Source organism: Scytonema sp. UIC 10036 (assembly GCF_009725235.1).
In genome coordinates, this window is record NZ_WJFC01000040.1 from 54,412 (window position 1) to 77,847 (window position 23,436).

A 23,436-nucleotide genomic window follows, 5' to 3' on the forward strand; every position below is an offset into this window, starting at 1 on the left:
GTTAGTGGTTAGTGGTTGGTGGATAATGAGTAAGTGGGCGATTTTGAGTGGAATTGAGGGAAATTTGATGGCTTATGAGGCTGTGATAGCAGATATTAAGCGTCAAAGTCGTTGGATAGAGGCATTGTATATTATCGGTGATGTGGTGGGACCCACAAAGGAATGCGAACAACTGGTGGAACGGGTGTGTTATCCGAGGAAGGGAGAATTAAAACCTTTGATTTGTAAGGGATGGTGGGAGGAACAGTGTTTGATTTTACACGGTCTTAGTGGAACGGGGGAACCAACTGAGTTAATGACGAGATATGGAGGGGAAACGGTTAAGTTACTGTGGGATTGTGTCTCCCGTCAAACCGTACAATGGATAAGGACGCTTGATTTTGGTTTTTTTGAGTTAGATTGTTTGTTAATTCACGGTACAACAGTTTCTGTAGACGAGGAACTGACTCCGGAAACCCCTCCCATTCAAATGCTCGATAGGTTGTTACGGATGCAAGCTAACAACTTGTTTTGTGGTCGTTCTGGTTTGGCTTTTGAGTATCAATTACAATCGGGTTCTATTACGACAGAAGTAACGACTCTCGATCGCCAATCTTCCAATACTATTAATATCAACTCACGTCAAGTTATTGGTGTAGGGAGTGTGGGACGCACTTTTGGAGAAGCTACTTATACCCTCTATGACCCTGGTACAAACCAAGTAGAATTTAAAAGCGTTCGCTATGGAATAAGTAAGGGGTTTGGGAGCGACAAAATCAAAGCTAGTTCAAATTAAGTTTAAATCTCTATCTGCACTTTCTTTTCAGTACACTCACTACTCATAGATGAAAAGCTATTTTAATGAAATAGCCAAAAAAAACTAAATATTACTTTTTCTTACAATCTAGTCAATTGCTTAAATAAAAAGGATTATGATTGTTCCCAGAAATTTGTTCGACGCCGCTCTCTAAATACTCACGAGGAAAACAAAATGTCACTGAACGTTAGTGTGCATCTCGTTGCTCAAGCCGAAGTAGGTAAAGTCAATGAAGCAGAATTTGTTGACATTATCAGGGAATCATTACCTTACGCTTGGGGAATTGTAGAAGGTCTTGCAGAACGTCTAGCAAGAGGAGAAGAATGGGCTAACCATTGTGTTGCACCACCAACTGAAAAGCATAGATCGCAATTATTAAGGATGATAGGTGGAGATGCAATCCGTGGAGCGGTTGAGCGTTATTTTGAAGTAAAATTAGCATTTCAAAACTGCCACAACCTTGCTGTTTTTCGACCAGAAAATCTAGATTTTCCTGCTTACCTAAATTTTATTTCAATTGAAAGTCAAATTCTCAACCAAACGCCAGAATTAGTAGACTGTTAAATAAGAGAGTTGAAGGATTGAGTGGTAAATAAGTAAGTCTGCGGGAAAATTCATCAGTATGTAACGAAAGGTTAAGCAAAGCTATTGGAGTTAAATTTAACACGTTGTGTACTGTAGTTTCCTCTTTCTCCTCTAGCTTGAACACCATCAATTACGGTATAGGCAAGTTCTAGCTCGTTATCAAACATTTTTCCTGCCAGTTCATCCTTTTTCAGGTGTTGCCATTCCAATTCAACCCTTGTTCATTTGCGAGCAATATTTTGGCAAAAAGAAGATGTACAAACCCATTTGTTCCCACTTTGGCCATAATTTTTGTACCTGCTTACATCGATGTATTGGGCCGTTATCCTGCACTATGACTCGAATGCGCCCTATATTTTGAGCATTTTGGGCTTCCAACTCCATCATCTGGATGTAAGATTTACGACTAACACCTCCAATCACCAAACCGTAAATAAAACTGATTAAAGGTTGAAAAAAGCCAATAATACTTAATCTGCGACCACGACGTTGGGTTTGTTCCAGATGTTTTTGCTCACCTCGTTTGTAGTAGGTGTAACTAGGCTCACTCCACGCACAAAACCCTGATTCATCCAAATATTTTAGGTCTATTTCTCCGGCAGCCGCAGCTAATTCCAGCATATCTAAGTCTGCTTGCTTTTTTTCCCGTATTACGGGGTCTTGTTTTGCTTTGTGGCTTTTTCTAGTTCGTTTCCAAATGATCCCCTTTTTTTGAGTACCCGTCTTAATCTGTCGGGACTCAGTTTAATAGAGCGTTAGCGAAGCTCCTCGCTTTGCGAGGCTCGCTTTCTAATTTTTGGGTTAGTTGAAGACTGTTGTATGTACGCGGTTCCTGTTTCAGGCATTCTTCCAAAAACACTATGTCAACTTCTGTGTATTTCGGTTTGCCCCCTCGACCTGGTTTATCCCAAAGTCCTTCTAGACCATGCTTTTCCCATTTATGTAAAACCTCTCTCACTGTTTGTGGACTCCAGTTAAAGTGAGCTGCTATTTTCAAGGGCGTACCAACCATGTGCATTTAACCTGATTACTTCTACTCGGTCTTTAACTTTCTGTGATGTGTACCCAGTTCTCAGGTTTAATAGGGTTCGGTCTTGCTCAGGAGTCAGAAATACCCTTAAACGAGCGCCCATACTTTAGTCACCTCGGTAGATACATTTTCCGTATTTATTTATCTTTACATAGTTTGGTTTTTTCTCGCCGACCTACTTAAGTTTTTATGTACTTCTATAAAATTTTGGAAAAGTACCTACATTCTCTAAAATGGCGGAGTTGTTTAGATTATATTCAAATTAAGCACGTGAAGGTATGTAAGCTATTCCACTGAGGTTAATTGACACACAGGAGCGTTAGTATTAATATAACGATAACCAGTATATTTATACGAGTTTAATGGCTCAAACCTTGCCTAGTTAAAAGCTAGGTAGGGGTTTGTTTATTTTTGTTAGATTGCTTGCTATGCTTGCTTTTGATCTGTTACCCCTCCATCTAAAGTTCTAGCTCAAAATTTTGATTATTTATATCCAATGTGATACCTGTAAAATAGAAAATATCCCTATAAGCAAGGGAAATTTATACCATTTAGTTAGAAACTGGGAGTCATTCAGGCTCGCCAGTTTTTATTTATGAGAGATTATTACCGCTATCACGCTCACGTAACAGTTGCCGATCGCATCTTCTCCAGTTAATATAATAATTATTTTCATATAGAGTTGGATTGTCCAACAGCAACGCAATTTATGACCGCTATTCCCGCAAAAATAGACCTAGCGCTTATTGGTGCAGGTCCTCATGCTCTTACCTTGATTACCCACTTGTTGCAAAAACGGCAGACAATATGGGGTAAATTCCTTATATTTGATTCAAGTGGCAAGTGGATGAGTCGGTGGGAACATCAATTTGCTGCTTTGGAAATTCCCCATTTGCGATCGCCCGCCGTTCACCATCCCGATCCAAATCCTTTCGCTTTACGGAAATTTGTTGAATCTCAACACCGTTCCCAAGAATTATTTTCTCCCTACGATCTACCAGGAACTCAACTATTTCGAGATTTTTGTCAAGATATGATTCGAGTTCGCCAGTTGCACGAGCAAGTCATTCCCTTGGCAGTTAGGAGCATTGAACCATTACCACATCGTTTTCATCCTCGATTTCGCCTGGTCTTACAAGACGGACAGACTATAATTGCACGGAGGGTAGTGCTGGCAACTGGCAATGGTGAACTTCAGATACCTAATTGGGTAAATGAAATTCACTCAGCATACCCTCAAGATAGGCTTTGTCACTCACAAACAATCGATCTCCGGAAATTGCAATTGAAGGGTGAAAGAGTGTTGATTGTGGGTGGCGGATTGACAAGCGGACATTTGGCAGTCAGCGCTATTTCTCGTGGTGCGAAGGTTCATTTGATGCTTCGGCGTAATTTATCAGAAAAGTTATTTGATGCTGAACCGGGTTGGTTGGGGCCAAAGTATCTCAAAGGATTTTTTGCTCAATCAGATTGGGAGCAACGCGTTGTCATGATTCAGCAAGCGAGAAACGGTGGTTCCATGACACCGGCAATGGTCACACAACTGCGGCAACAAGTGCATCGCAGCAATCTCAGAATTGATGAAAACTGTCAAGTCGTCAAAGCTCAGTGGTTGGGTAATCATTGGCACGTAGAATGTCAGGATGGCACTCATACTGAGTGCGATCGTATTTGGCTGTCTACTGGTACTAAATTCGATGTTCTTGGTGAACCTATATTAAAAGATATTTTAGAGGTGTACCCTACCACGATTGTTAAAGGTTTGCCCGTGTTAGATACTTGTTTGCGTTGGCCTGGTTGTGAATTATTTATCATGGGTGGCTTGGCTGCTTTACAAGTGGGACCAACAGCACGGAATTTATCAGGTGCAAGAATGGCTTGTGAGAAAATTGTCCCAGCTATTGTGAAGCCAAGTGTAGCTCTTTCCCACGCGATCGCTGGAATACAAGCAAGTTAATTAAGCATTAACTCAATGAAAAGACAATAGCATTATATAGCGTTTCTTAGTCTGCTGAGGTACAGATTTATCTGCGTCCATCTGCTACAGGCTGCGGTTAATTATTTCTTAGAGTACCTCACGAATGTGGGAATTGCTATGTGCGAGTGGTACGAGGATGACTACTCAAAACAAAAATCCCCGTTGACACGCGTATCAACAGGGGGAAGAAAGATAAACTTTTCATTAAGACTTAAGCAGCAATACCAAGAGCTGGTTCGTGAAGTTCAAATTTCTTTGCATCATTAGCCCACACGTTGTAATCACTATCAGACTGGCGTTTATAAAAGATTCTGTGACCCTCATCATCGTCCGCAGGTTCTACAGAGAAGAGAACAGATACTGTAATTTGCTCTGGTCCTGTTTCTTGTTCTTCAACGGAAATCGTAGCAGAGTAAAATTGTATTCCATTGATGTCGATTGTCTTATCAAATTTTAATATTTCACTGTGAAAGTCTACTTCCAAATCATGTTGCCAAAGAAAATTAGCGGTGCCCTTCTTTGCAGTTAGAATGAAAGTTCCTACATTTGGAGCAAGAAATCCTACCTCAGGTGCAGCATCACTGACAGCCTTTCCATGTGACGGATCTACATTGAAAGTTTTGGGAAACATATAAAAAACCTCTAAATTGACTATTAAATTTTGGACAATTGGTGAAACTTCTGTCATAGCAGTTTTCAATTGCATACAACACTGTAGAAACGTTATACGTAATGTCTCTACAGCCTATTTGTATGCGAGCTAAATAAGAACTGCTATGGTTATCATGTTAGGTAAGATAGAGGAATTTAAGCGGTACCCCTCAGGGTGGTTTTGGCAAGTTCATCAAGAAAAGCAGAGGGCAGAAAGAAATTCTGACTCCTGACCTCTGCCAGTGAGCGAATGTTCAAGGGTTTGAGACCGCATTTTTCATGCCTATTATCCTTGGCTGGTCTTGGGATCGAACAAAGCACGCAAACTTTGACCTAAAATATCAAAAGTTTGCACGGCAATCAGCAGAGCAACTCCAGGCAAGACTGCTAGCCACCAGTAGCCAGCAGATAGATAACGCATTGATTCTGAGAGAATAATACCAATTGCAGGAGTTTCTGGTGGAAGACCTAGCCCTAAAAACGTCAGCCCTGCTTCATGAAGGATTGCATGGGGAAATAGCAACACTAATCCCACGAGAAACTGTGGCACTAGATGAGGAAGCATATGATGGCGGGCAATCCAGAGTGGAGAATGTCCCAGTTTTGCCGAAAGTTGTACGTAGTCAGAACTTTTCAGTTGCAACACTTCTGCTCGCAGCAATCGCGCTAAAGCCATCCAATGTGTCAGAGTTATGGAAATAAAAACTCCCGGTATGCCACCCCCTACCGCAAAAGCAATCAAAATAATCAATACCAAATGAGGTAAACTGAAGAAAACATCAATTATCCATGTAACAACAGCATCTACAATACCTCCCATCGTTGCTGAGAGAGTTCCAATAACCAGAGCAACGATCGCACTACAAAACGCTGTCAGCAACCCTATTGTTAAACTGAAGCTCAGACCGTGTAAGGTACGAGTGAGCATATCTCTCCCCAACCAATCCGTACCAAATGGATGAGCCAAGGAAGGCGGCTGATTTCGTGCGAGCAAATTAATCTCTAGGCCTGCTTCGCCAGCAATTTGAGTCCCTAATAGTAGCAGACTCAGAACTATCACACATAGGGTAATAAGAGTCAGCGTGCGACTTCTACGATTGCCTAAAGTGAGCGAGGGTCTTAACGGGAAGGTTTGAGGAAGAAATAGTTTCATGAGTGAGTCTTTCCTATACGGATGCGGGGATCGACAATTTGATAGATAATATCGGCTAACAGATTGCCCGTGAAAACAAAGATGGCGCTGAAAAAAACAATACCTACCAGTAAGGGGACATCACTCCGTTGGGCTGCTTCAGTTGTGGCGTCTCCCAGTCCGGGATAACCAAATACTTTTTCAGCCAGTACAGAACCGCCAAACAGTTCGCTCAGAGATGCGAATTGCAAAGATATAGCAGGTAAGGCAATATTGCGTAGACCGTGATACCGAATAAATCCTAACTTTGTCTCTCCACGTGCAAAGGCAAAAAGAGCATAGTTGCTGTTGAGAACTTCAATGAGTTTTTCTCTTGTATGCAACGCAATACTGGAGACGCCAATGGCACTCAATGTGAGAGCCGGTAGGAGTAAATGATTGAGTCTCTGCCAAAGACTGACATTTTTAAGGAGAACTCCTGGTGGTGAAGCGCAGCAAATAGGAAATATATGTAAATTGACCGAAAATACAATCAGCAACAACAACGCTATCCAAAAAACGGGAGCCGATGAAAGAGTGTAAGCATAAAGGCGAATGGCTCTATCCATCCCAGACCCTTCTTTCATTCCTGCAAGAATGCCCAGCACAAATCCTAAAATACCAGAAAACACACAAGCTAAACCCATCAACCAAAGAGACGCAGCAAAGCGATCGCCGATTGTAGCAGCAACAGATTGATTGTAAGTTATTGAGGTACCTAAATTTCCTTGCAGTAGCTGTCCCAACCACAGAAAAAAGCGCGTTGTCATTGGCCGATCTAGCCCCCAACGCTCGGCTATCAATTGCCGTTGCTCTTCGCCAACGTGAAAGATATCAGCACCAATGTAAGCACTAACGGGATCGATAGGGGATAAACTCACCAGAACAAATGTGCAAATAGAAACAGTTGCTAGTAACAACAACAGGTGCAGGAATTTTTGGAGAATAAATCGAAGCAAAAATTTCATAGGACTTCACTTACAAATCCATTGCCATTGAGGTAAGTTAGATACAATTGTCTCTTGATAATGATTCGTTTGTTCAGTTTGTTTGCCAATATCCAGACAATTGCTAACTAAGTAAGTCTTGTGGAAGTTGACCATCCAGGCATACGCAGCATCACCTTTGGGAGTTACGCCCGTTTGCCCGTTCCACTGCACTAATTTGTAAGGTCCCGAACCGATGGGATTGCGAGCATAGTTGTTGTTATGAGAGTGTTTGGGAACAATACCCAAGGTTGTCAGCTCCTCTGTGAACGTAATTTGAGGTAGCCCCGCACTCGATATCCTGATGAAAACGGATTGGCACGGTTCCGGGTAACACCACTGACGTTTTCAGTGAACTCTTCGAGACGTGTCAGCCCGCGATCGCTACCATAACTGTAGCTAGTCCCAGTTTCATCAGTAGATGCAATTTGGCCATCAAGTCCTCACACCAAAGTTGTTCAAGCTTTAACAAACTCTTAATTTCCACAGATAACTGACGTTAACTGATGGAATTTGGTTTTGTTATACCTTTAACTTAATACCATACTCTTTGGTAACAACAATCATTTGTCATAAAATATTGAAAATCTTCGCAATCTTTAGTTCCAAGCGAATCCGCTTTGTTACGTCCTTAGTGGAGTGATCGCTAAATGGGAAAAAAGTCAGATTGTGGGTTGTGAGAATTGCATCACTCATGTGGGAAAAGATTTTTGCGAATTGCGTTTTAAAATAACTATGATAACCGTGCTGGACAAAAAGCTCGATATAAAGGTGAAATTTTTCCATCTAACCAACCTGTCGGTAACTATGGAGAAAATTCATTTGAGTTTTTTCAAACGGATAGAGATAAAAATAGAAAAGGCATTATAGCTATAGATTTAATGAGGTGGGAATTATGATTAAAAATGAACATCAATATCAAGTTAGTCAGGAAAGGATTGCTAAGTTGAAAAAATCTATAGCTACAATGGATAAAGATGAAGCAGCTATTCAGAAAGACTACACGCGGTACTTACAGAACCGAGGAGCCTTACAATGTCACATAGAACAGTTAGAAACTGAAATAGCTGAATACGAAATACTAATTAATTGTACAAAAAATCAACCAATTACAATTAAAGTAGAGTCTTTTCATAAATTACCAGATACTTTAATCAAAGCTAGAATTGCTGCTAAAATTAGTATTGATGAACTGGCTGCAATGTTAGGTATTGAAAGCGCAAGAGTTTTGGAATACGAAAAAACTGATTATCAATGTGCTAGCTTTGTTGAAATCCTCGAAGTCATCACAGTATTAGGTGTAGAATTTGAAAATGCCACTGTACGTGTAGACTTTGAAGAAATAGAATATGTCAAGAAAGTTATTGAGAAATGGGATAAAGAAAAAGCAAGTGCAACGAGTAAAGTGTAATAACCCAAGTAGCTAGTTAGAAATCGAGCGATAAGCGAAGCATAACGGCTAAAACCGTATCGCAAGATGTCATTGCAGTATCGTTATAGTAATACCTTGTGCTGAAGAGATTCTTGAAATTTAGCCCGACTCTAAAGTTATCTTGACGGTAGAACAAAGCTGCATCCACCTTCAATACTGCGTAGGTTTTGCATAAAAACACGCAATTACGTAGGTTGGGGAGCCAGCCCTGAACCGTGTGCGTGGCGCGAATGCGCCATAGGAGGGTTTCCCTCCGCACCTTTACTGGCGTTTGAGGAACGAAACCCAACATTTATCGGCATTTGTTGGGTTTCGCACACGGGTTTTCCCAACCTACAATTTCTCTCAGCCCTTGCAGTATTGCATCCACCTTGAGATAAGAAGGGATCTCGAAGGTATTGGGGAGCCTAGCATCAACTTCTCCTGTATATGTCAGCCCCAAGCCAAATCCTAACGACATCTTTTGGTTTGAATTCCAGCAAATCAATAAAATCCCAGGTCTCTCGACAGAGATTTTCTGAGAAAAATATGAAGTTATGTAAAATTATGAGATAAAAATGAAAAGATTATGAGATAAAAATGAAAGAAATCTTCAAAAAAAATTAATAATAGGAGTCTTACAGATGAACGAAATCATTCAACAGACTCGCACGAACGCGATATTGAAGCGTTGGGAGTACTTTTGTAACTGGATTACCAGCGTGGATAACCGAATTTACATCGGTTGGTTTGGGGTGCTGATGATTCCTACTTTGTTGGCAGCTGCTATTTGTTTTATCCTTGCCTTTACCGTTGCACCTCCTGTAGATATGGATGGAATTCGGGAACCAATAGCAGGCTCAATCTTAGGTGGTAACAACATCATCACAGCGGCTGTCATACCGACCTCTGCTGCGGTGGGGCTGCATTTCTATCCGCTTTGGGAAGCCGGGAATATTGATGAATGGCTTTATAACGGTGGTTCTTACCAGTTAATTGTGTTGCACTTTCTCTTGGGTACTTGGTGCTATTTGGGTCGGATGTGGGAACTAAGTTATCAGCTAGGAATGCGTCCTTGGGTTCCTGTGGCTTTTTCTGCTCCTGTTGCGGCTGCAACTGCCATTTTTCTTATCTATCCCATCGGTCAAGGTAGTTTTTCTGAGGGAATGCCTTTAGGAATTACTGGGACTTTCCACTTTATGCTTGCTTTCCAAGCTGAACACAATATCCTGATGCATCCTTTTCATATGTTGGGTGTTGCTGGTGTCTTTGGTGGTTCTTTGCTAAGTACGTTACATGGTTCTTTAGTAACATCGAGTTTAGTACGAGAGACAGACGACATAGAATCTGCTAATGCTGGCTACAAGTTTGGTCAGGAGGCAGAAACCTACAATCTGTTTGCCAGTCATGCTGCTTTTTTTGGACGCTTAACCTTTCGTAGCTTGGCTGTAAGTAGTAAACGTACTATCCATATTTGGTTGGTACTGCTACCGACTATTGGAATTTGGTTTACAGCACTGGGTGTAAGTACAATGGCGTTTAACTTGAATGGATTCAATTTTAATCAATCAGTTTTGGATGGAGTTGGTCATGTTATTCCTACGAATGCAGATTTAATCAATCGCGCTAATTTAGGAATTCAGGCAATGCATTCACCGAATGCTCACAATTTTCCTCTGCTACTAGCTAACGTTGATGTTGATCGAGGCTAGAGTTTCCAACTCTGCTGTCAATAGTTAAGTTTTACCTTTCCATCTCCCAACAGCCTACTTTTTTAGGGCGAAGGTCTACCTCCCTTCCATTGTTCTGTTCCAACAATGTCCATGCCCCTTTTTCTACTAATATCTTTATTTGTTGGGTAACGCTTATGCGCTCTACCCCTACTACAATTTCCTCGCGCAAATATTCCCAAATTTGTCGAATTTCAGTTCGGAATTCTTGGCGGTCAATTGCGGCTTGCTGTCTTTCTTGTGCTGCTTGCTCGGCTAAAGAATCTACTCGTGTTGCAACGGTATTAACGTTACCCGTTAGTGTATCTACTCTTTCGGTTAACTGCTGGATTTTCGCTACTAATACATTAACAGTGCCTTCGTGGGCGAGTAATGTTTCGCCAACGTTGGCAAATAGAGTTTCTAGGCGGCTAAGTCGTTCCTCAATGCTTGGTGGTTGTCCTACGTTGGTCATTTGTCCTTCTTTGGCACGCACTTTATCATACAGAGCGATCTTTCCGAATACGCTCTTCAATATCCTCCAGTGTTTGTAACACCAAACGTTTGGCTTGCAGCCGCCAGCCCCACTTTTGTACTCGGATTGCGATCGCTGTACCAACTACAGTGGCAATCAAGTCCAACGGTTGCATAAAAGAAATTCCTAACAGCAGTCCCAGACCCGCAATTCCCCAGAAAGGTAGCGCTACAGCCTGACGTTGCGTTTCCACTAGTTGAGATATTGGATCGGAGGGCATTTCAGCAAGCAGCGCTTTTTTGACCTCTTGTTGTTCTTTTGCGGAAACTGAAAGACCAATCTTTTGCCGAAGCTTTTCAATTTTACGGGCATCGGTACTGTACTGCGTCAGTTCATCCTCTGCCATAAGAATTAAGCGTTCATACTGTCCCATTGATTGCTAAGTGCCTTAAATAATGCATCTAAAGTTCTCTCACAACAAATTTTAAACCGAAACAGACATTTCCGATACATTACGAAAAGGTCACTTTTTAGTAGCTTGTTATTGTACTTTTCTTGCAACAACAAGCAAACTTTGACAGATTGTCTTTTGACGGCACAAACCAGGAGCCGGACAATTATAAAGGATTTTCTAGAATGAGCCTTTTTGTAGAGGAGACAAAGGATGAAAAAAGTTGTTTCAGTGCTGTTGCTGGCTACAGCAATATTGACTTTTGCTTTTAACCGTCCTGCTTTGGCATCTGATGCTGTGAAAGGAGCCAAAATTTTTAACGCCAATTGTGCCTCTTGTCATGCGGGTGGTAAGAACTTAGTTCAAGCTCAGAAAAGCCTGAAGAAAGATGCGCTAGACAAGTACGCAATGAACTCATCTGAAGCCATCATTGCTCAAGTGACAAACGGTAAAAATGCAATGCCTGCCTTCAAAGGTCGTTTAAAACCCGAGCAAATTGAAGATGTAGCAGCATATGTGCTGGACGAAGCTAATAATAAGGACTGGAAGTAAAGTCTACATAGCTATCGTGAACTGCTTGCACTAGAACGTATCAAAATGGGCAAGGGGCATTGGGTATTGGGTTTTTCCCTGACCCCTACCCCTGACCCTAACCTCACCCCTAACCCCTAACCCCAGACATTGCTTATGAATCGCTGCTTTCGATTCATGCTCAATTTCAGTATTGCTGTTGCACTCGCCTGTCTTTGTTTTACTTTGCCTGCATACTCATCACCCGCTCCTAATACCCAAATGACAGCAAGTGATTTCTTTAAGTTAGGTCTAGAAAAGATGCTCAACAGCAATTACCGCCTAGCTGTTAAGGATTTTACAGAGGCTATTCAACTCAGAAGTAATTTTACCGCTGCCTATAGCAATCGATGCCTTGCGTATTTTCAGTTAGAGGATTATCAGAATGCCCTCGCCGATTGCGATCGCGCAATAAAGTTGGCACCTAACAATGCCGAACCATATCTAAATCGGGGACTAGCACACTACAGACTCGGACATTATCAAGCGGCGATAGCTGACAACGATCGAGCGATCGCGCTTAAACCCAACAACTTTAAAGCCTACTACAATCGAGGGGTAGCCAATGCCATGTTGGGGAATTACCAACAGGCAATATCCGATTACAATTTGGCGTTAACTCAGATTCCTCAGACATCCAATCTACTTTTAGCTGAAATCTATAACGATCGCGGACTGGCTCATTTTCAGTTGTTAAACTTACAAACCGCTTTGCTTGACTTCTCAACAGCACTTCGTCTCAATCCCAATAACTACAGAGCTTACTACAATCGAGGTTGCGTTTGTGGTCGAAGTGGGGATAACAGGAGTGCGATCGCTAATTTTACGGCATCACTCAAGCTACAACCAAACAACGCCCATGCTCATTTCAATCGAGGCGTTGCTTATCACTTGCTTGGTTACAAACAAGCAGCAATTACAGACTTACGAAAGGCGGCTGATAACTTTGCTTTTAATAAAGAAACCGCAGCATACGAAAAAACTCTGGATTTTCTTGAGAATATACGGCAACAACTTTCATTTTTTTCAGAAATTGCTCTTCTATGAAGAAAAAGCATCCTGATACTCTCTCGTTCTCTCGTTCCCAGGCTCTGCCTGGGAATGCCTTAAGGGAGGCTCCGCCTCCTGTACTCTACCACAGAGTGCGAGGCAGAGCCTCGCAGCCTGCATTCCCAGGTTTTACCTGGGAACGAGAGCGGGGCTCTGTCCACCTACCCATCAAAACTTTTGCGATGAACCGCTAGGAAATACGTAACAAGAAAACAAAAGACTGAGGTGGTGATTTTGCTCTTTGGATTGGGCATCCTAAGTTGAAAGGAACTTACTTCCTGTATAGTCACACAACTATATATAAGGTTATGAGATTAACTTCAACTTCCATTGCAGTTTTGAGTGCGATCGCTGTTCTAGTCAATATTCCTCAAGTTTATGCCCAAACACCACCACCTATAGAAAGCCCTCAAGGGAATGCCAGTGATTTGCTAAATCTTGGACTGGAAAAATCTAATGCAGGAGACTTGCAAGGAGCATTGGCAGATTATACCCAAGCAATCCGCCTCAATCCCCGCTATTCCCTAGCATACTACAACAGAGCTATAACGTATTACGATTTAGGAAATAAAGAAGCAGCGCTTGCTGACTATAACAAGGCAATTCAAGCCAACGAAAACTGGGGTAAGGGAGCGATTGCTGACGCTTATATTAACCGAGGACAACTACGGGATGAGATGGGTAATTATCAAGGAGCAGTAGCAGATTATAACCAAGCAATCCGTATAAATCCTCAAGACTCTGAAGTATACTACAACAGAGGTATTGTCCAGCAAAACATGGGGGATACAAAAGCAGCAATTGCTGATTACACAAAGGCAATTCAAGTCAATAATTGGACAGATAAAGGACCTCACTCTGCATATCTCAATCGAGGAAATGTCAAATTGCAGATGCGCGATCGCCAAGGAGCACTAAAAGATTACAACCAAGCGATCGCTCTGAAAACAGACTATGCCCTAGCTTATAAAAATCGGGGAATTCTTTACTTAAACACAAAGAAGACACAGCAGGGAATCCAAGATTTACAAAAAGCAGCAGAATTGTTTCAGCAACAGGGTCATCAAAATAGGTATGACCAAGTTGTTCAAATCCTTAAAGAAATTCAGAGGTAATGCTATTTTGGATTTTAGATTTTAGATTTTGGATTGAAAAAGCCTTGTAGGACTTCATTTCACTCAACTGTCCGTCGCATACCGCACGTTCGATATTGGTGGGCTTTAGCCCTACCTACACATAACTTTGTAATTTACTGAATGTATCTTATCAAATAGCTCACCCAATTGTAGGAGGGCAGCAAAAAGTTTATTGGTTTATCTTAGAGTTATCAACCCAACACAAGAGGGGTTGAAATGCTGTTTCTACGTTATGGCAGTTATGCCATAATAACTGCTGCCTCTCCATTCTATGAAAATCAAAGCTTTATTATACTTAGTGCCTTTTGTGCTAGCCGGACAAACTTCTGCTTATGCCGTCCAAGTAAACCCTCGTCTGACTCCAACACAAATTCAACGTTTTTCTCGTGACCTAGTTCCCTACAACTCTCAAGACTTTTTTAATAAAGGGCAGGATTTGATAGAGAGAGAAATTCAAATTCTTAGAAAAAGACAAACTTCCCCAAAAGAACCTGTTCTGAAAGTCAATCCGCAACCTCAGATAGAAGAAAAACTGACACCTCGTAAAAACAGTCCTGGTGTTTTGCCTAAGAAATAGCGCTCGTTATCGATTGACATCTCTTTTGTCAGATGCATTTGTTATAAATTTCTTCTAAATTACTGAGTAATATGTGAAATTTAAACCTGCTTGAGCGATCGAGTAAGGAGTCGTAACAATTTCCTTGGGTGGATCATGCTTTGGATGTCGTCTCTACACCGACTGCGATCGCAGTTGGAACTTTCATCACCAAAGCTTTGGTTCACGATACCACGACTCCTCTATTAGAATGGACAGTCGCAGTTGTTGCCGGTGGTGGCGCTGCAGGAATTATCCAGACTTTCATGGGAATGACTCGTTTATCGTCAACAGCACTCACGGGAGGTTTCGGTAATGGTGTTGTTTCCACAATAGAGGCTTTAGGAGCAATCGTGCTCTCAGCCCTAGCAATCTTTGTTCCTCTTTTCGCCATGAGTCTAGTTGTCGTTTTACTGATTTTCATGTTAAGTAAAGGTATACAACTTCTAGCAACCAGACGGCAACTTTTTCAGCGATCGCCCGAAAATAAATAATTCTGACTGGTTCGTAGTTGCGCTGTCTTCGCATGTATCCCAACTCCGAACCGATTGTATTATTCCTTACCATTGCCTCACTTCAAGGAATATCTTCAGGCACAATTGTCATCATCATTTCCTTACTAATTCCAGAAAGCTTGACAAGCCTGTTAGCTTGCCTTTCAACAGTTTTTTCAAATATATTTCTCACCAGTCTTCCGTTACCAAATTTACTATCTCTACTCCTATATAAATAAGTAAATTTATTAAGTAATGTATCCTTAGATTTTTCTGACAGCAGAAAATGATTGCGATCGCAAATTTTTTCAAATATAGTTAGCAATTCGTTTGGCTTATAATCATCAAAGTAAAAATACTTATTGAATCTAGACTTTAGCCCAGGATTAGCGTCCATGAATCTTGACATCTCGTCATTGTAACCAGCAACGATCACCACTAGTCTGTCTCTATAATCCTCCATTCGTTTCAGTAAAGTATCGATAGCTTCTTGTCCAAAATCATTCTTAGGGTCTTTTGGCTTTAGTGCATAAGCTTCATCTATAAACAGTACGCCATCTAACGCCGCCTCGACAAGTTCATCTACTTTTTTTGCTGTCTGCCCAACATATCCTGCAATTAAGCCTGCTCTATCCGTTTCAATAACATGACCTTTAGATAGTATCCCTAGTTGTTTGTATATCTCACCCATCAGGCGAGCAACTGTTGTCTTACCTGTTCCGGGAGGCCCGCAAAATACAGAATGCAATGTAATATAAATATTCGCAAGCCCTTTTTCTTGACGAAGCTTCTGTATTTGAAGGAAATTGATAAGAGTATTAATCTCATCTTTTATATTCTGCATTCCTACGAGATTATTGAGTGTGTCCAGAGTCATCTCTAAATTCTCTGGATAAAGATTAGCTTGACTGCTATAACTCACGTTTCCAGAGCGCTTTAACTCTGCTTTCATGCGTAGCAACTCAGCTTCTATTTCATCATCCCAAAAAGACATATTTAACATCCTCTACAATTTAAAGGTATGCAATACCAATTGAATCTGAAATTACACACCTTACTTAAGCCATCATAATCTCGAATATATTGTAGAGCAATTCGTGTTGATGTCCTCATTTAAGCGGTAAGCTAACACGTAACTATTTATTCAGTGTTGTCAGCTATATTCTTAGAAAAAGAGCAGCGATCGCAAGCTTTACGAACGATCGCTGCCTAATTTCAGAACCTACGACAAAAACCTTGTCTACCCAGCAGTCTTAATGTCTTCACCTAAAACAAAGCGGACAAAGCGTCGGACTTGGATATTTTCACCTAGTAAGGCTATATGCTGCTTGATGACATCTTCTACGGTGTTACTTGAATCCAGAAGGAAAGGTTGATCCATCAAAGACATTTCTTTGAGACGTTTTTCAATCCTTCCTTGAACTATTTTTTCTTTGACTGCTTCGGGCTTGTTAGCGATGTCATCACGTCCCATTTCAATTTCTTTTTCCTTAGTTACGACTTCAAGCGGGATATCAGCTACCTTAACATATTCTATATTTTGGTAAGCGGCAATTTGCATAGCTATGTCTCGAACTAAGGTTTGAAACTTCTCATTGCGAGCTACAAAGTCAGTTTCGCAGTTGACTTCTATCAGTACACCTACTCGACTTCCATTATGGATGTAACTCTCGACAAGCCCTTCTGTAGATAAGCGATTTGCGATCGCGACAGCTTTGGCAAGACCTTTTTTTCGCAGCCATTCTTCAGCTTTGATAAGATCGCTATTATTCTCTTGCAGTGCCTTTTTACAATCCATAATTCCAACACTAGTTTTTTGGCGTAGTTGTTGAACGAGTTTTGTACTGATTTGCGTCATAAAACCTCAATTCATATCATGTTTATAGTGGTTGCAATACTGCAAGGGCTGAGAATTTTTGTAGTAGGGGTAAACCCTTGTGTGAAACCCAACAAATGCTTGTAAATGTTGGGTTTCATTCCTCAACCCAACCTACGTAATTTCATTGTTTAAGCTTAACCGACAAGTATTGATAGTGGTTGTAGTTGTGTGAAATCCAGAAACTGTCTATTTCATCAGTCGTTTGATATTTTCCAACGGTATCAATCTTGGTTTTTCTCAAGCAAGTGCATGATGTGCTTAATCTCCTTTTTGTTACACTGTTGTTTGCTGACTGCGTAAATTTCCTGCTCGTACTTTTTGTAAGCGTCCCAACGATAAAGATTTAAATGGAGTAAAACGTCAGTTGCTAAATAATTTCCTGGCGTACTGGGAAAATCCGCAAACGTTACCAAGTACCATATATCGTTAATTTTGCGATACTGATGGTAGTGGTCTACAACCACGACATCATCTGGCTTTTTGGTAGGTTTCTTTGGTATTGGCTCAACGAGACAGAGAATTCTAGTGTCTGGGTGAACATACAAATGTTGCCGCCAGCTATATTTACCTAGTGGTTGGGATTGTTTACTTTTTTTATAGGGAATCTCATCTATTAAAATGACATCCCGTTCTACGTAATCCCACACATGAAAGAGTATATGCTGCCCAGATAAGGTTGTAATATCAAGGCGCAAGCATAGTTCTCCATACACCTCGTTCCAAGGCTTTCCCACTTTTGAACGCAACCAGCGATATAGGGGACCCAGATGATCTGAAAAGCTCTTTGTACGATGTCTTGACTTAATTAAGTATGGGCTAAGCAACCCATCTTCCATTGCTTCGTCTGTAATTTTTTGTAGGGCTTTTTTGTATCCCTTACATTTCTTTAAACTTATTCTCATTCCATGGCGAGGACGTTCAATCACAATCTCGCCTAAACGATGTTCGCTCATAACTTGAGTCTCTTTCCAACCAGGTATTTGCTTGATGGTTTAATTGAGTAGGTAAGAATTTTTGTATGAATAGTCTTTGGTAGCTAACAAACATTGGGATCACCTCAAGCAAATTCGTAAGAGGACTGCAAAAAATAAATTATCCGATCGCGTAGGATGGGTAGAAATGCCCATCCCTAATGGATAAACGAACAAACAAATATAGGATTAAAAAATTCTTGATTTTTTGTTATTTATATATTACAAATATACTACATAAAAGTCAAGAGTCGCAAAAATTTTTCATTCTCAGGTTAGAAGTATTTGTGTATCTGATGTCTATGGGGTTTCTTCGGGGTATTGAATGATAGTAATTTTCCAACAACCCCTGAAATTTCTTAAATAAGCAATGTATTTATACTTATGGAAATTCTTTTCTAGAATAAAAAATACAACATTATATTAAGTATAATTTATAACTAAAATACAATGTTCGTACAATTTTGTTGTTGTCTGCAGGCTAATTCAACCGTTTCGCCAAGTGTTACATTTGTATACAAAAAGACAAATAAAGGAGTTACTTTGATGATACTACGTTAAATAATGCTTAAATATATTAAGTACTTATGACTTTTTTGATAAAATTTCTAGCTACTTTGCATATAATTGATGAGTAAGCATCTTGCTCTGCTAGCTTCAGGGAATTCTGAAAAGCACCAATTGAGTAAGCTGAGTGAGCAAGAACAATCAACTTGTTAAGGTTGAAAGACGAGCCAGTCTGGAAAGAGCGCTATCAATCAACCGCTCGCGGAATGCCTCGTTTGTTCTCTCAAAACAGACGATGTATGCACAGCAAATCTTCTGGAGAAGCAATGGAACTGGCACACGCATTTATGAGCGACAACAAGCAGCACGATTCTGAGCCACCCTTAATTTTAGCAGTAGAAGATAATGATGATAATCTACTGCTGTTAAGTTATGCGCTCGATTCCCTTGGCTGTCGGCTGATTTGTCAAAAAGATAGTTCAACGACGGTACTCGTTGCCAAAGAATACCAACCCGATCTGATCTTGTTGGATATCCTGTTACCGGGAAAGAGCGGTATCGATCTTGTGCGTTCTCTAAAGCAAGAACCGCTTACCCGCCACATCGCAGCTATTGCAATCACTGCTTTAGCCAGTGCGGAGGATAGAGAACGCATTTTGATGGCAGGATTTGACGACTATATCAGTAAGCCATACATGATCGAAGATTTAGAAGATATGGTTCGGTCTTATTTAAGGAGAAAATTAAATGTAGGTTCGGCATTTGATTTCTGCCAGGAATAATTTTACGAAGCTGTTCTCTGTGGGTTGTTTCCACTGCTTGATGAAGGTTTACGCCTAATTTTAGAAGTTGGAGTAGGAGGAGTGCGAACTTCTGGTGCATTTGTTAGAAGGGCAATAATTCCAGTACGACCGGTGGCAAGTGTTGCATCACTTAATAGCTCAATGACAGAAACATTTAAAGTTTCTTCTATAAGTGCCTTCAGTTGTGGCTGAATGGCGTCATCTAAATCCGAGTGAACTTGCTCGGCGAGTTGTACCCGACCTGATTGAGCAAGTAATTGTTCTGGTTGAGTGATAGAACCTTCCAGAACAAGGACTACATTTTGGTCGGATAGTTGACAAGTAATTTTACTGGGTTGATGTCCCAATTGCTCACGATATAGAGCTTGAATGCGTTGTGTCAATGTTCTTTCTACTTGGCCGCGAGTTGGTGTTGATGAAGTCATGCGTTTTATTCCTAGATAGTTAGATCGCTAGGGATAAGTCAGAAAGCTAGTTGAGGAGAATTAGTCATTGTTAATTGGAAACTATGGATTCTTCACTCTTGGCTCTTTGAGTTGTCATTAGCGATGTAATTTTTAATTTATTGTAATCAGCTAAGATTCATGAACCATTACTTGCATTGTAATGAGAGGGATTCTTTAAAATCACCATCCGAACGCAGTATTTTCCATGAATGCCCAGAATCGCTTGGTATAGAAGGGAAAAAAGGCAGTAACTAAGAATACTGCCACAATTGCTCTTTAACTGAACTTTGGCAAACACACGGTAAATACACTGCCTTTACCCAGTTCGGATGATACTTGAATTTTTCCTTTGTGGGACTCAATAATACGTTGCGAGAGATGCAGCCCCAACCCACTACCTGCGCGTTTGTGTTTTCCTTGCCGAAAACGCTCAAACAGAAAGGCTTGATCTTCGGGTGCTATTCCGTAGCCGGTATCTTTAATATCGATGACAACCCAAGCTTTATCTTTTTGGCTTGTCGGTGTTTCAGAAATATGAATGTTAACCCCTCCTGTATCGGTAAACTTGATAGCATTCCCTATGAGGTTGCTGATGACTCGCCTTAACTCTAGTTTATCGCCCATAACTGTACCGGCACTATCGCCTATTTCTTTTAAAGCGTTTGTATCTACCTCTACAGTCAAACCCTTCTCCATTGCCAAAGGACTCAGTTCTTGAGCGACTTCTTCTACAATCTGCTGCATATTACAGCTATCAAGTTGCATGGTTTTTTTACCTGCTTCAAAGCGGTAAACTTCTAGCAAGTTGTTTACCATTTCTAGTAAATTTTGATTGCTCCGAATCATCGCGGCGATCGCCTCTTTCATTTCCGGCGAAATTTTGCAGAATGTTTCCTGCTCAAACAAATTCAGCATTCGATCTGCTGCCACTAGAGGGGTTCGCAAATCGTGGGTGAGACGAGACACAAAGTCTTCCCGCATTTTTGCCATCTTTTGTTGCTCGTCAATGCTGTGTTTGAGACGCAGTAGCGATCTCACTCTCGCAAGAAGTTCGTCTTGGTCAAATGGTTTGCGGATAAAATCATCTGCTCCTGCATCCAAACCTTCCACAACACTCACTTCAATATGTGCCGTTAACAGGAGGATGGGAATGTATTGTATTTCAGGATGGTTTCGGATTCGACGCGTGACCTCATATCCATCCATTCCTGGCATCATGACATCCAATAGAATTATGTCTGGAGGAGATTTGATAATTTTGTTTAAAGCACTTGCTCCATCTGATACTAAGTCCACCTCATATCCTTCTACTTCCAACATTGTTTGAAGTAGGATGAGATTATCAATAGTATCATCGACAGCAAGAATCCGATCTACTTTAGAAGTTTCGCCAGACATCATAAATTTATCGACTTTTTTTGAAAAGAATTTATAACTTGATTTTCTTTACAATCTTAAAATTATAATTCCCTACTTTTCCTTTGCATACCTTCTGGAGCAAAGCGAGCTATTTCTTGCTGACGCCATAGATTTGTTCTATTTGAATAAGTTGGAGCATTTGCTTCCCCGTCAGCAATTTGTTGATTTGATGCTGATATTTGACGGGGCATCTCAATCCGAAATACCGAGCCCTCTCCCAACCGACTTTCTACAGAAATTGTGCCATCCATCATTTGCAACAATGCTTGAATAATTGGCAAACCCAAGCCCGTACCGGGATACTTGCGAGTTGTACTTTGATCGACTTGCCGAAAAGCTTCAAAAATATGCTTTATATCAGTAGGAGCGATCCCAATTCCGGTATCGAAAACAGCAAGCTGCACTTGCTCAGAAGCGAGTTCTTTAAGCTCAACTCTAATACTTCCAGACTCTGTAAACTTTATTGCATTTGAAAGCAGGTTCGTTAAAATCTGTCGTACACGAGTTGGGTCATTAAACACTATAGAGTTTGGTAATTCCATTTTAACCACCAAAGACAAATTCTTCTCCTCCGCTAAAGATCGCATTTCTTCTACAGTGGCATTAACCACCTTTGATAAATCAAATATTTCTGGCTTTAAATCTAACTTTCCTGCTTCTAGTTTGGAAAAATCGAGAACTTCATTAAGCAACATGAGCAAATGCTTGCCATTATTCAAGATCCGCTCTACCATATCCTTCTGTTGATGCGTTAACGGTCCGCATTTTGGTCGCAATAACAACTGAGAAAACCCAATGATAGCATTCATTGGGGTTCGTAATTCGTGAGACATAGTTGCTAGAAACTGCGATTTCAGCCTTGATGCTTCCACCAGTTTCCAATTTTGGATTTCAATTTGTTTTCGCTGTACTTCTAATTCCTGGTTTTTCCGAGTGAGGAGATCGTTACTCTCTCGCAGTTGTTGATTGGCTAAAGCCACCTGCATTTCCGCCTTATGAACTCGAATTGCATTTCGCAACACCTGTGCCAGTATTTCTGGTGAGAACCGAGATTTCGAGAGGTAATCAATAGCACCAGCTTTCATAAGTTCTACTGCTATTTGTTCATCTCCCTGACCTGTGAGAACCACTACAGGCACTCGAATCTCTTTCAAGCGTAAATTTTGAAGTAGGCTTAAGCCGTCTTGGTCTGGTAAGCGATAGTCGAGAAAGACACAATCATAGGAACTACTAGATAAGGTAGCGATCGCGCTATTGCCATCACTTGCCTCAAAAAGTTGCATTTGTACACCTGCTTTAGTCAATGCGCGACGCACTGCCATGCGGTCTACTTCGTCATCGTCTACAACTAAAACTTTTAGTTTCTCTTCCATCGCTCTTAGCTTTCGCCATCATTAGACACAGAAATCGCATATTATAGTATTTACTTTCTGTATAACCAAATTCTTTTATTTTAACTGTCATTAAAATCATTTTCTTAAAACATTAATGGTAGTTACCAGCACTTTTTTGTCACCGTTCGCCGATCGCCGAGTCCCGGTCACTGGTCACTGGTCACTGACTATGGCATTTCACACAATGTCCAATATTTATTTAAAGTTGCCATTAACTCTATAAAACTATTAAAAGTAACAGGTTTAAGAATATAACCAGCAACATTTAGATTATACGCTTCCACTCTGTCCTTATCTTGATTAGATGTTGTCATTACTACCACAGGAGTTGCCCGCAATTGAGAATCGGAACGTAATTCTTGAAGGAATTCAATCCCGCCCATCTTAGGCATATTTAAATCTAACAAAATCAACCGTCTCTCTGATGGAACTTCGGGTGGTTGATCTTTGCTTCCACGTAACATTGACAGTGCTTCTATACCATTTGTGGCAAGATATAGGGGATTGTTAATATTTACCTTTTTGAATGCCCGTTTGACATTCATCACATCAACTTCATCGTCCTCCACCAATAAAATGTTTATCACTCTTTCAGACATTTCCTTGGATTAAATACAGTGTACCCAATCTCCATTTCGGGCAACCGAAACAGATACTTCATCTTTAAAAGCTAATAGTCTGACTTTAATATAAAACTATTATTTTATCATACTATTAGCATGAATAAAAATGATTATACAGATAGCAAAACAAGCTCAGCCCTAGTAAAACGAAATACTCGACTCAGCTCCAAATCGATTGTAATTGTACAGCAAGGAGTGCGTCTTCAGCCATTAGTCAGAGCTGCGCGAAAATCATATCATTTTGGATTTTGGATTTTGGATTTTGGATTGGGGACGAGTTATTCTTCTACCCCCTACCCCCTACCC

At 40.7% G+C, this 23,436-nt stretch carries 27 protein-coding genes and 1 pseudogene; 12 read left to right on the forward strand and 16 right to left on the reverse strand.

Going from position 1 to position 23,436, the window contains the following annotated elements; all coding sequences use genetic code 11:
- The first annotated feature begins 25 nt into the window (after nt 1-25).
- Nucleotides 26-775, forward strand: a complete 750-nt coding sequence (locus F7734_RS19970; RefSeq protein ID WP_155746313.1) for a metallophosphatase — start codon at nt 26-28, stop codon at nt 773-775.
- Between the two features lie 195 nt (nt 776-970).
- The gene (locus F7734_RS19975; protein ID WP_155746314.1) at nt 971-1,360 is read left to right on the forward strand and encodes an SCO5389 family protein; all 390 of its coding nucleotides are present in this window, start codon (nt 971-973) and stop codon (nt 1,358-1,360) included.
- A gap of 71 nt (nt 1,361-1,431) precedes the next feature.
- Here the strand turns inward: F7734_RS19975 and F7734_RS19980 are convergent, their stop codons facing one another.
- Together F7734_RS19980 and F7734_RS19985 are read right to left on the reverse strand one after the other, a co-directional pair.
- Nucleotides 1,432-1,590 (reverse strand): hypothetical protein, encoded by a 159-nt coding sequence (locus F7734_RS19980; protein ID WP_155746315.1) that lies wholly within the window; start codon nt 1,588-1,590, stop codon nt 1,432-1,434.
- 1 nt (nt 1,591) lies between these two features.
- Nucleotides 1,592-2,514: pseudogene (locus F7734_RS19985) on the reverse strand (IS630 family transposase).
- Nucleotides 2,515-3,120: 606 nt separating this feature from the next.
- Between F7734_RS19985 and F7734_RS19990 the strand changes: the two are divergent.
- On the forward strand, nt 3,121-4,368 hold the full coding sequence (locus tag F7734_RS19990) for an FAD/NAD(P)-binding protein (RefSeq protein WP_155746316.1): 1,248 nt from the start codon (nt 3,121-3,123) through the stop codon (nt 4,366-4,368).
- 232 nt (nt 4,369-4,600) lie between these two features.
- Here F7734_RS19990 and F7734_RS19995 read toward each other — a convergent pair whose 3' ends face one another.
- The 4 genes from F7734_RS19995 to F7734_RS20010 form a co-directional block, all read right to left on the reverse strand.
- Complete coding sequence (locus F7734_RS19995; RefSeq protein WP_166482015.1) at nt 4,601-5,077, reverse strand: hypothetical protein; 477 nt, start codon at nt 5,075-5,077, stop codon at nt 4,601-4,603.
- A 249-nt stretch (nt 5,078-5,326) separates the two neighbouring features.
- Nucleotides 5,327-6,193 (reverse strand): ABC transporter permease, encoded by an 867-nt coding sequence (locus tag F7734_RS20000; protein ID WP_155746318.1) that lies wholly within the window; start codon nt 6,191-6,193, stop codon nt 5,327-5,329.
- Nucleotides 6,190-7,179, reverse strand: coding sequence for an ABC transporter permease (locus F7734_RS20005; protein ID WP_155746319.1), 990 nt, complete (start codon nt 7,177-7,179; stop codon nt 6,190-6,192). Before F7734_RS20005 ends, F7734_RS20000 begins: the two co-directional genes overlap by 4 nt.
- 6 nt (nt 7,180-7,185) lie before the next feature.
- The gene (locus F7734_RS20010; RefSeq protein WP_155746320.1) at nt 7,186-7,446 is read right to left on the reverse strand and encodes a hypothetical protein; all 261 of its coding nucleotides are present in this window, start codon (nt 7,444-7,446) and stop codon (nt 7,186-7,188) included.
- Nucleotides 7,447-8,092: 646 nt separating this feature from the next.
- Here F7734_RS20010 and F7734_RS20015 point away from each other — a divergent pair.
- Nucleotides 8,093-8,608, forward strand: coding sequence for a DNA-binding protein (locus F7734_RS20015; RefSeq protein ID WP_155746321.1), 516 nt, complete (start codon nt 8,093-8,095; stop codon nt 8,606-8,608).
- Between the two features lie 313 nt (nt 8,609-8,921).
- On the opposite strand, the gene F7734_RS20020 is transcribed toward F7734_RS20015, so the two are convergent.
- The gene (locus F7734_RS20020) at nt 8,922-9,089 is read right to left on the reverse strand and encodes a hypothetical protein (protein ID WP_155746322.1); all 168 of its coding nucleotides are present in this window, start codon (nt 9,087-9,089) and stop codon (nt 8,922-8,924) included.
- A gap of 163 nt (nt 9,090-9,252) precedes the next feature.
- On the opposite strand from F7734_RS20020, the gene psbA reads away from it, so the two are divergent.
- A complete protein-coding gene (gene psbA, locus F7734_RS20025; RefSeq protein WP_155746323.1) occupies nt 9,253-10,320 on the forward strand; it encodes a photosystem II q(b) protein in 1,068 nt (355 codons plus the stop codon).
- 31 nt (nt 10,321-10,351) lie between these two features.
- Here the strand turns inward: psbA and F7734_RS20030 are convergent, their stop codons facing one another.
- A complete protein-coding gene (locus F7734_RS20030; protein WP_243146978.1) occupies nt 10,352-10,792 on the reverse strand; it encodes a hypothetical protein in 441 nt (146 codons plus the stop codon).
- A 25-nt stretch (nt 10,793-10,817) separates the two neighbouring features.
- Nucleotides 10,818-11,225: a hypothetical protein gene (locus tag F7734_RS20035; RefSeq protein ID WP_155746324.1), complete on the reverse strand. Its 408-nt coding sequence runs from the start codon at nt 11,223-11,225 to the stop codon at nt 10,818-10,820.
- 231 nt (nt 11,226-11,456) lie between these two features.
- Here F7734_RS20035 and petJ point away from each other — a divergent pair, with 231 nt between their 5' ends.
- The 5 genes from petJ (at nt 11,457) to F7734_RS20060 (ending at nt 15,088) form a co-directional block, all read left to right on the forward strand.
- On the forward strand, nt 11,457-11,795 hold the full coding sequence (gene petJ / locus F7734_RS20040) for a cytochrome c6 PetJ (protein WP_155746325.1): 339 nt from the start codon (nt 11,457-11,459) through the stop codon (nt 11,793-11,795).
- Between the two features lie 135 nt (nt 11,796-11,930).
- Nucleotides 11,931-12,860 carry a tetratricopeptide repeat protein gene (locus F7734_RS20045; protein WP_155746326.1) on the forward strand — a complete coding sequence of 310 codons (930 nt, stop codon included), beginning with the start codon at nt 11,931-11,933 and terminating at the stop codon, nt 12,858-12,860.
- A gap of 311 nt (nt 12,861-13,171) precedes the next feature.
- Nucleotides 13,172-13,978: a tetratricopeptide repeat protein gene (locus F7734_RS20050; protein ID WP_155746327.1), complete on the forward strand. Its 807-nt coding sequence runs from the start codon at nt 13,172-13,174 to the stop codon at nt 13,976-13,978.
- 292 nt (nt 13,979-14,270) lie between these two features.
- Nucleotides 14,271-14,576, forward strand: a complete 306-nt coding sequence (locus tag F7734_RS20055) for a hypothetical protein (protein WP_155746328.1) — start codon at nt 14,271-14,273, stop codon at nt 14,574-14,576.
- A 128-nt stretch (nt 14,577-14,704) separates the two neighbouring features.
- On the forward strand, nt 14,705-15,088 hold the full coding sequence (locus F7734_RS20060; protein WP_166482016.1) for a DUF4126 domain-containing protein: 384 nt from the start codon (nt 14,705-14,707) through the stop codon (nt 15,086-15,088).
- An 82-nt stretch (nt 15,089-15,170) separates the two neighbouring features.
- Here F7734_RS20060 and F7734_RS20065 read toward each other — a convergent pair whose 3' ends face one another.
- The 3 genes from F7734_RS20065 to F7734_RS20075 form a co-directional block, all read right to left on the reverse strand.
- Nucleotides 15,171-16,082, reverse strand: coding sequence for an AAA family ATPase (locus F7734_RS20065; protein ID WP_155746329.1), 912 nt, complete (start codon nt 16,080-16,082; stop codon nt 15,171-15,173).
- A 246-nt stretch (nt 16,083-16,328) separates the two neighbouring features.
- Nucleotides 16,329-16,946 (reverse strand): translation elongation factor Ts, encoded by a 618-nt coding sequence (gene tsf, locus F7734_RS20070; RefSeq protein ID WP_155746330.1) that lies wholly within the window; start codon nt 16,944-16,946, stop codon nt 16,329-16,331.
- 242 nt (nt 16,947-17,188) lie between these two features.
- Nucleotides 17,189-17,920: a hypothetical protein gene (locus tag F7734_RS20075; RefSeq protein ID WP_155746331.1), complete on the reverse strand. Its 732-nt coding sequence runs from the start codon at nt 17,918-17,920 to the stop codon at nt 17,189-17,191.
- Nucleotides 17,921-18,744: 824 nt separating this feature from the next.
- Between F7734_RS20075 and F7734_RS20080 the strand changes: the two genes are divergently transcribed.
- Nucleotides 18,745-19,227, forward strand: a complete 483-nt coding sequence (locus F7734_RS20080) for a response regulator (RefSeq protein ID WP_155746343.1) — start codon at nt 18,745-18,747, stop codon at nt 19,225-19,227.
- Between the two features lie 2 nt (nt 19,228-19,229).
- Here the strand turns inward: F7734_RS20080 and F7734_RS20085 are convergent, their stop codons facing one another.
- The 4 genes from F7734_RS20085 to F7734_RS20100 form a co-directional block, all read right to left on the reverse strand.
- On the reverse strand, nt 19,230-19,673 hold the full coding sequence (locus F7734_RS20085) for a DUF2294 domain-containing protein (protein ID WP_155746332.1): 444 nt from the start codon (nt 19,671-19,673) through the stop codon (nt 19,230-19,232).
- Nucleotides 19,674-19,970: 297 nt separating this feature from the next.
- On the reverse strand, nt 19,971-21,095 hold the full coding sequence (locus F7734_RS20090) for a hybrid sensor histidine kinase/response regulator (RefSeq protein WP_155746333.1): 1,125 nt from the start codon (nt 21,093-21,095) through the stop codon (nt 19,971-19,973).
- Nucleotides 21,096-21,154: 59 nt separating this feature from the next.
- Complete coding sequence (locus F7734_RS20095; protein ID WP_155746334.1) at nt 21,155-22,486, reverse strand: hybrid sensor histidine kinase/response regulator; 1,332 nt, start codon at nt 22,484-22,486, stop codon at nt 21,155-21,157.
- Between the two features lie 188 nt (nt 22,487-22,674).
- Nucleotides 22,675-23,106, reverse strand: a complete 432-nt coding sequence (locus tag F7734_RS20100) for a response regulator (protein ID WP_155746335.1) — start codon at nt 23,104-23,106, stop codon at nt 22,675-22,677.
- A gap of 120 nt (nt 23,107-23,226) precedes the next feature.
- On the opposite strand from F7734_RS20100, the gene F7734_RS62130 reads away from it, so the two are divergent.
- The coding region (locus F7734_RS62130) for a hypothetical protein (protein WP_207714150.1) at nt 23,227-23,436 on the forward strand (210 nt) is incomplete at its 3' end.

Coding starts and splice junctions, on each gene's coding strand:
- F7734_RS20045 (WP_155746326.1), top strand. CDS start 11,931: ATGAATCGCTGCTTTCGATTCATGCTCAATTTCAGTATTGCTGTTGCA.
- F7734_RS20075 (WP_155746331.1), bottom strand. CDS start 17,920: ATGAGCGAACATCGTTTAGGCGAGATTGTGATTGAACGTCCTCGCCAT.
- F7734_RS19995 (WP_166482015.1), bottom strand. CDS start 5,077: ATGACAGAAGTTTCACCAATTGTCCAAAATTTAATAGTCAATTTAGAG.
- psbA (WP_155746323.1), top strand. CDS start 9,253: ATGAACGAAATCATTCAACAGACTCGCACGAACGCGATATTGAAGCGT.
- F7734_RS20005 (WP_155746319.1), bottom strand. CDS start 7,179: ATGAAATTTTTGCTTCGATTTATTCTCCAAAAATTCCTGCACCTGTTG.
- F7734_RS20020 (WP_155746322.1), bottom strand. CDS start 9,089: ATGTCGTTAGGATTTGGCTTGGGGCTGACATATACAGGAGAAGTTGAT.
- F7734_RS20015 (WP_155746321.1), top strand. CDS start 8,093: ATGATTAAAAATGAACATCAATATCAAGTTAGTCAGGAAAGGATTGCT.
- F7734_RS20085 (WP_155746332.1), bottom strand. CDS start 19,673: ATGACTTCATCAACACCAACTCGCGGCCAAGTAGAAAGAACATTGACA.
- F7734_RS20080 (WP_155746343.1), top strand. CDS start 18,745: ATGCACAGCAAATCTTCTGGAGAAGCAATGGAACTGGCACACGCATTT.
- tsf (WP_155746330.1), bottom strand. CDS start 16,946: ATGACGCAAATCAGTACAAAACTCGTTCAACAACTACGCCAAAAAACT.
- F7734_RS20050 (WP_155746327.1), top strand. CDS start 13,172: ATGAGATTAACTTCAACTTCCATTGCAGTTTTGAGTGCGATCGCTGTT.
- F7734_RS20100 (WP_155746335.1), bottom strand. CDS start 23,106: ATGTCTGAAAGAGTGATAAACATTTTATTGGTGGAGGACGATGAAGTT.
- F7734_RS20095 (WP_155746334.1), bottom strand. CDS start 22,486: ATGGAAGAGAAACTAAAAGTTTTAGTTGTAGACGATGACGAAGTAGAC.
- F7734_RS20035 (WP_155746324.1), bottom strand. CDS start 11,225: ATGGGACAGTATGAACGCTTAATTCTTATGGCAGAGGATGAACTGACG.
- F7734_RS19990 (WP_155746316.1), top strand. CDS start 3,121: ATGACCGCTATTCCCGCAAAAATAGACCTAGCGCTTATTGGTGCAGGT.
- F7734_RS20065 (WP_155746329.1), bottom strand. CDS start 16,082: ATGTCTTTTTGGGATGATGAAATAGAAGCTGAGTTGCTACGCATGAAA.
- F7734_RS19975 (WP_155746314.1), top strand. CDS start 971: ATGTCACTGAACGTTAGTGTGCATCTCGTTGCTCAAGCCGAAGTAGGT.
- F7734_RS20055 (WP_155746328.1), top strand. CDS start 14,271: ATGAAAATCAAAGCTTTATTATACTTAGTGCCTTTTGTGCTAGCCGGA.
- F7734_RS20000 (WP_155746318.1), bottom strand. CDS start 6,193: ATGAAACTATTTCTTCCTCAAACCTTCCCGTTAAGACCCTCGCTCACT.
- F7734_RS20030 (WP_243146978.1), bottom strand. CDS start 10,792: ATGACCAACGTAGGACAACCACCAAGCATTGAGGAACGACTTAGCCGC.
- petJ (WP_155746325.1), top strand. CDS start 11,457: ATGAAAAAAGTTGTTTCAGTGCTGTTGCTGGCTACAGCAATATTGACT.
- F7734_RS19970 (WP_155746313.1), top strand. CDS start 26: ATGAGTAAGTGGGCGATTTTGAGTGGAATTGAGGGAAATTTGATGGCT.
- F7734_RS20090 (WP_155746333.1), bottom strand. CDS start 21,095: ATGATGTCTGGCGAAACTTCTAAAGTAGATCGGATTCTTGCTGTCGAT.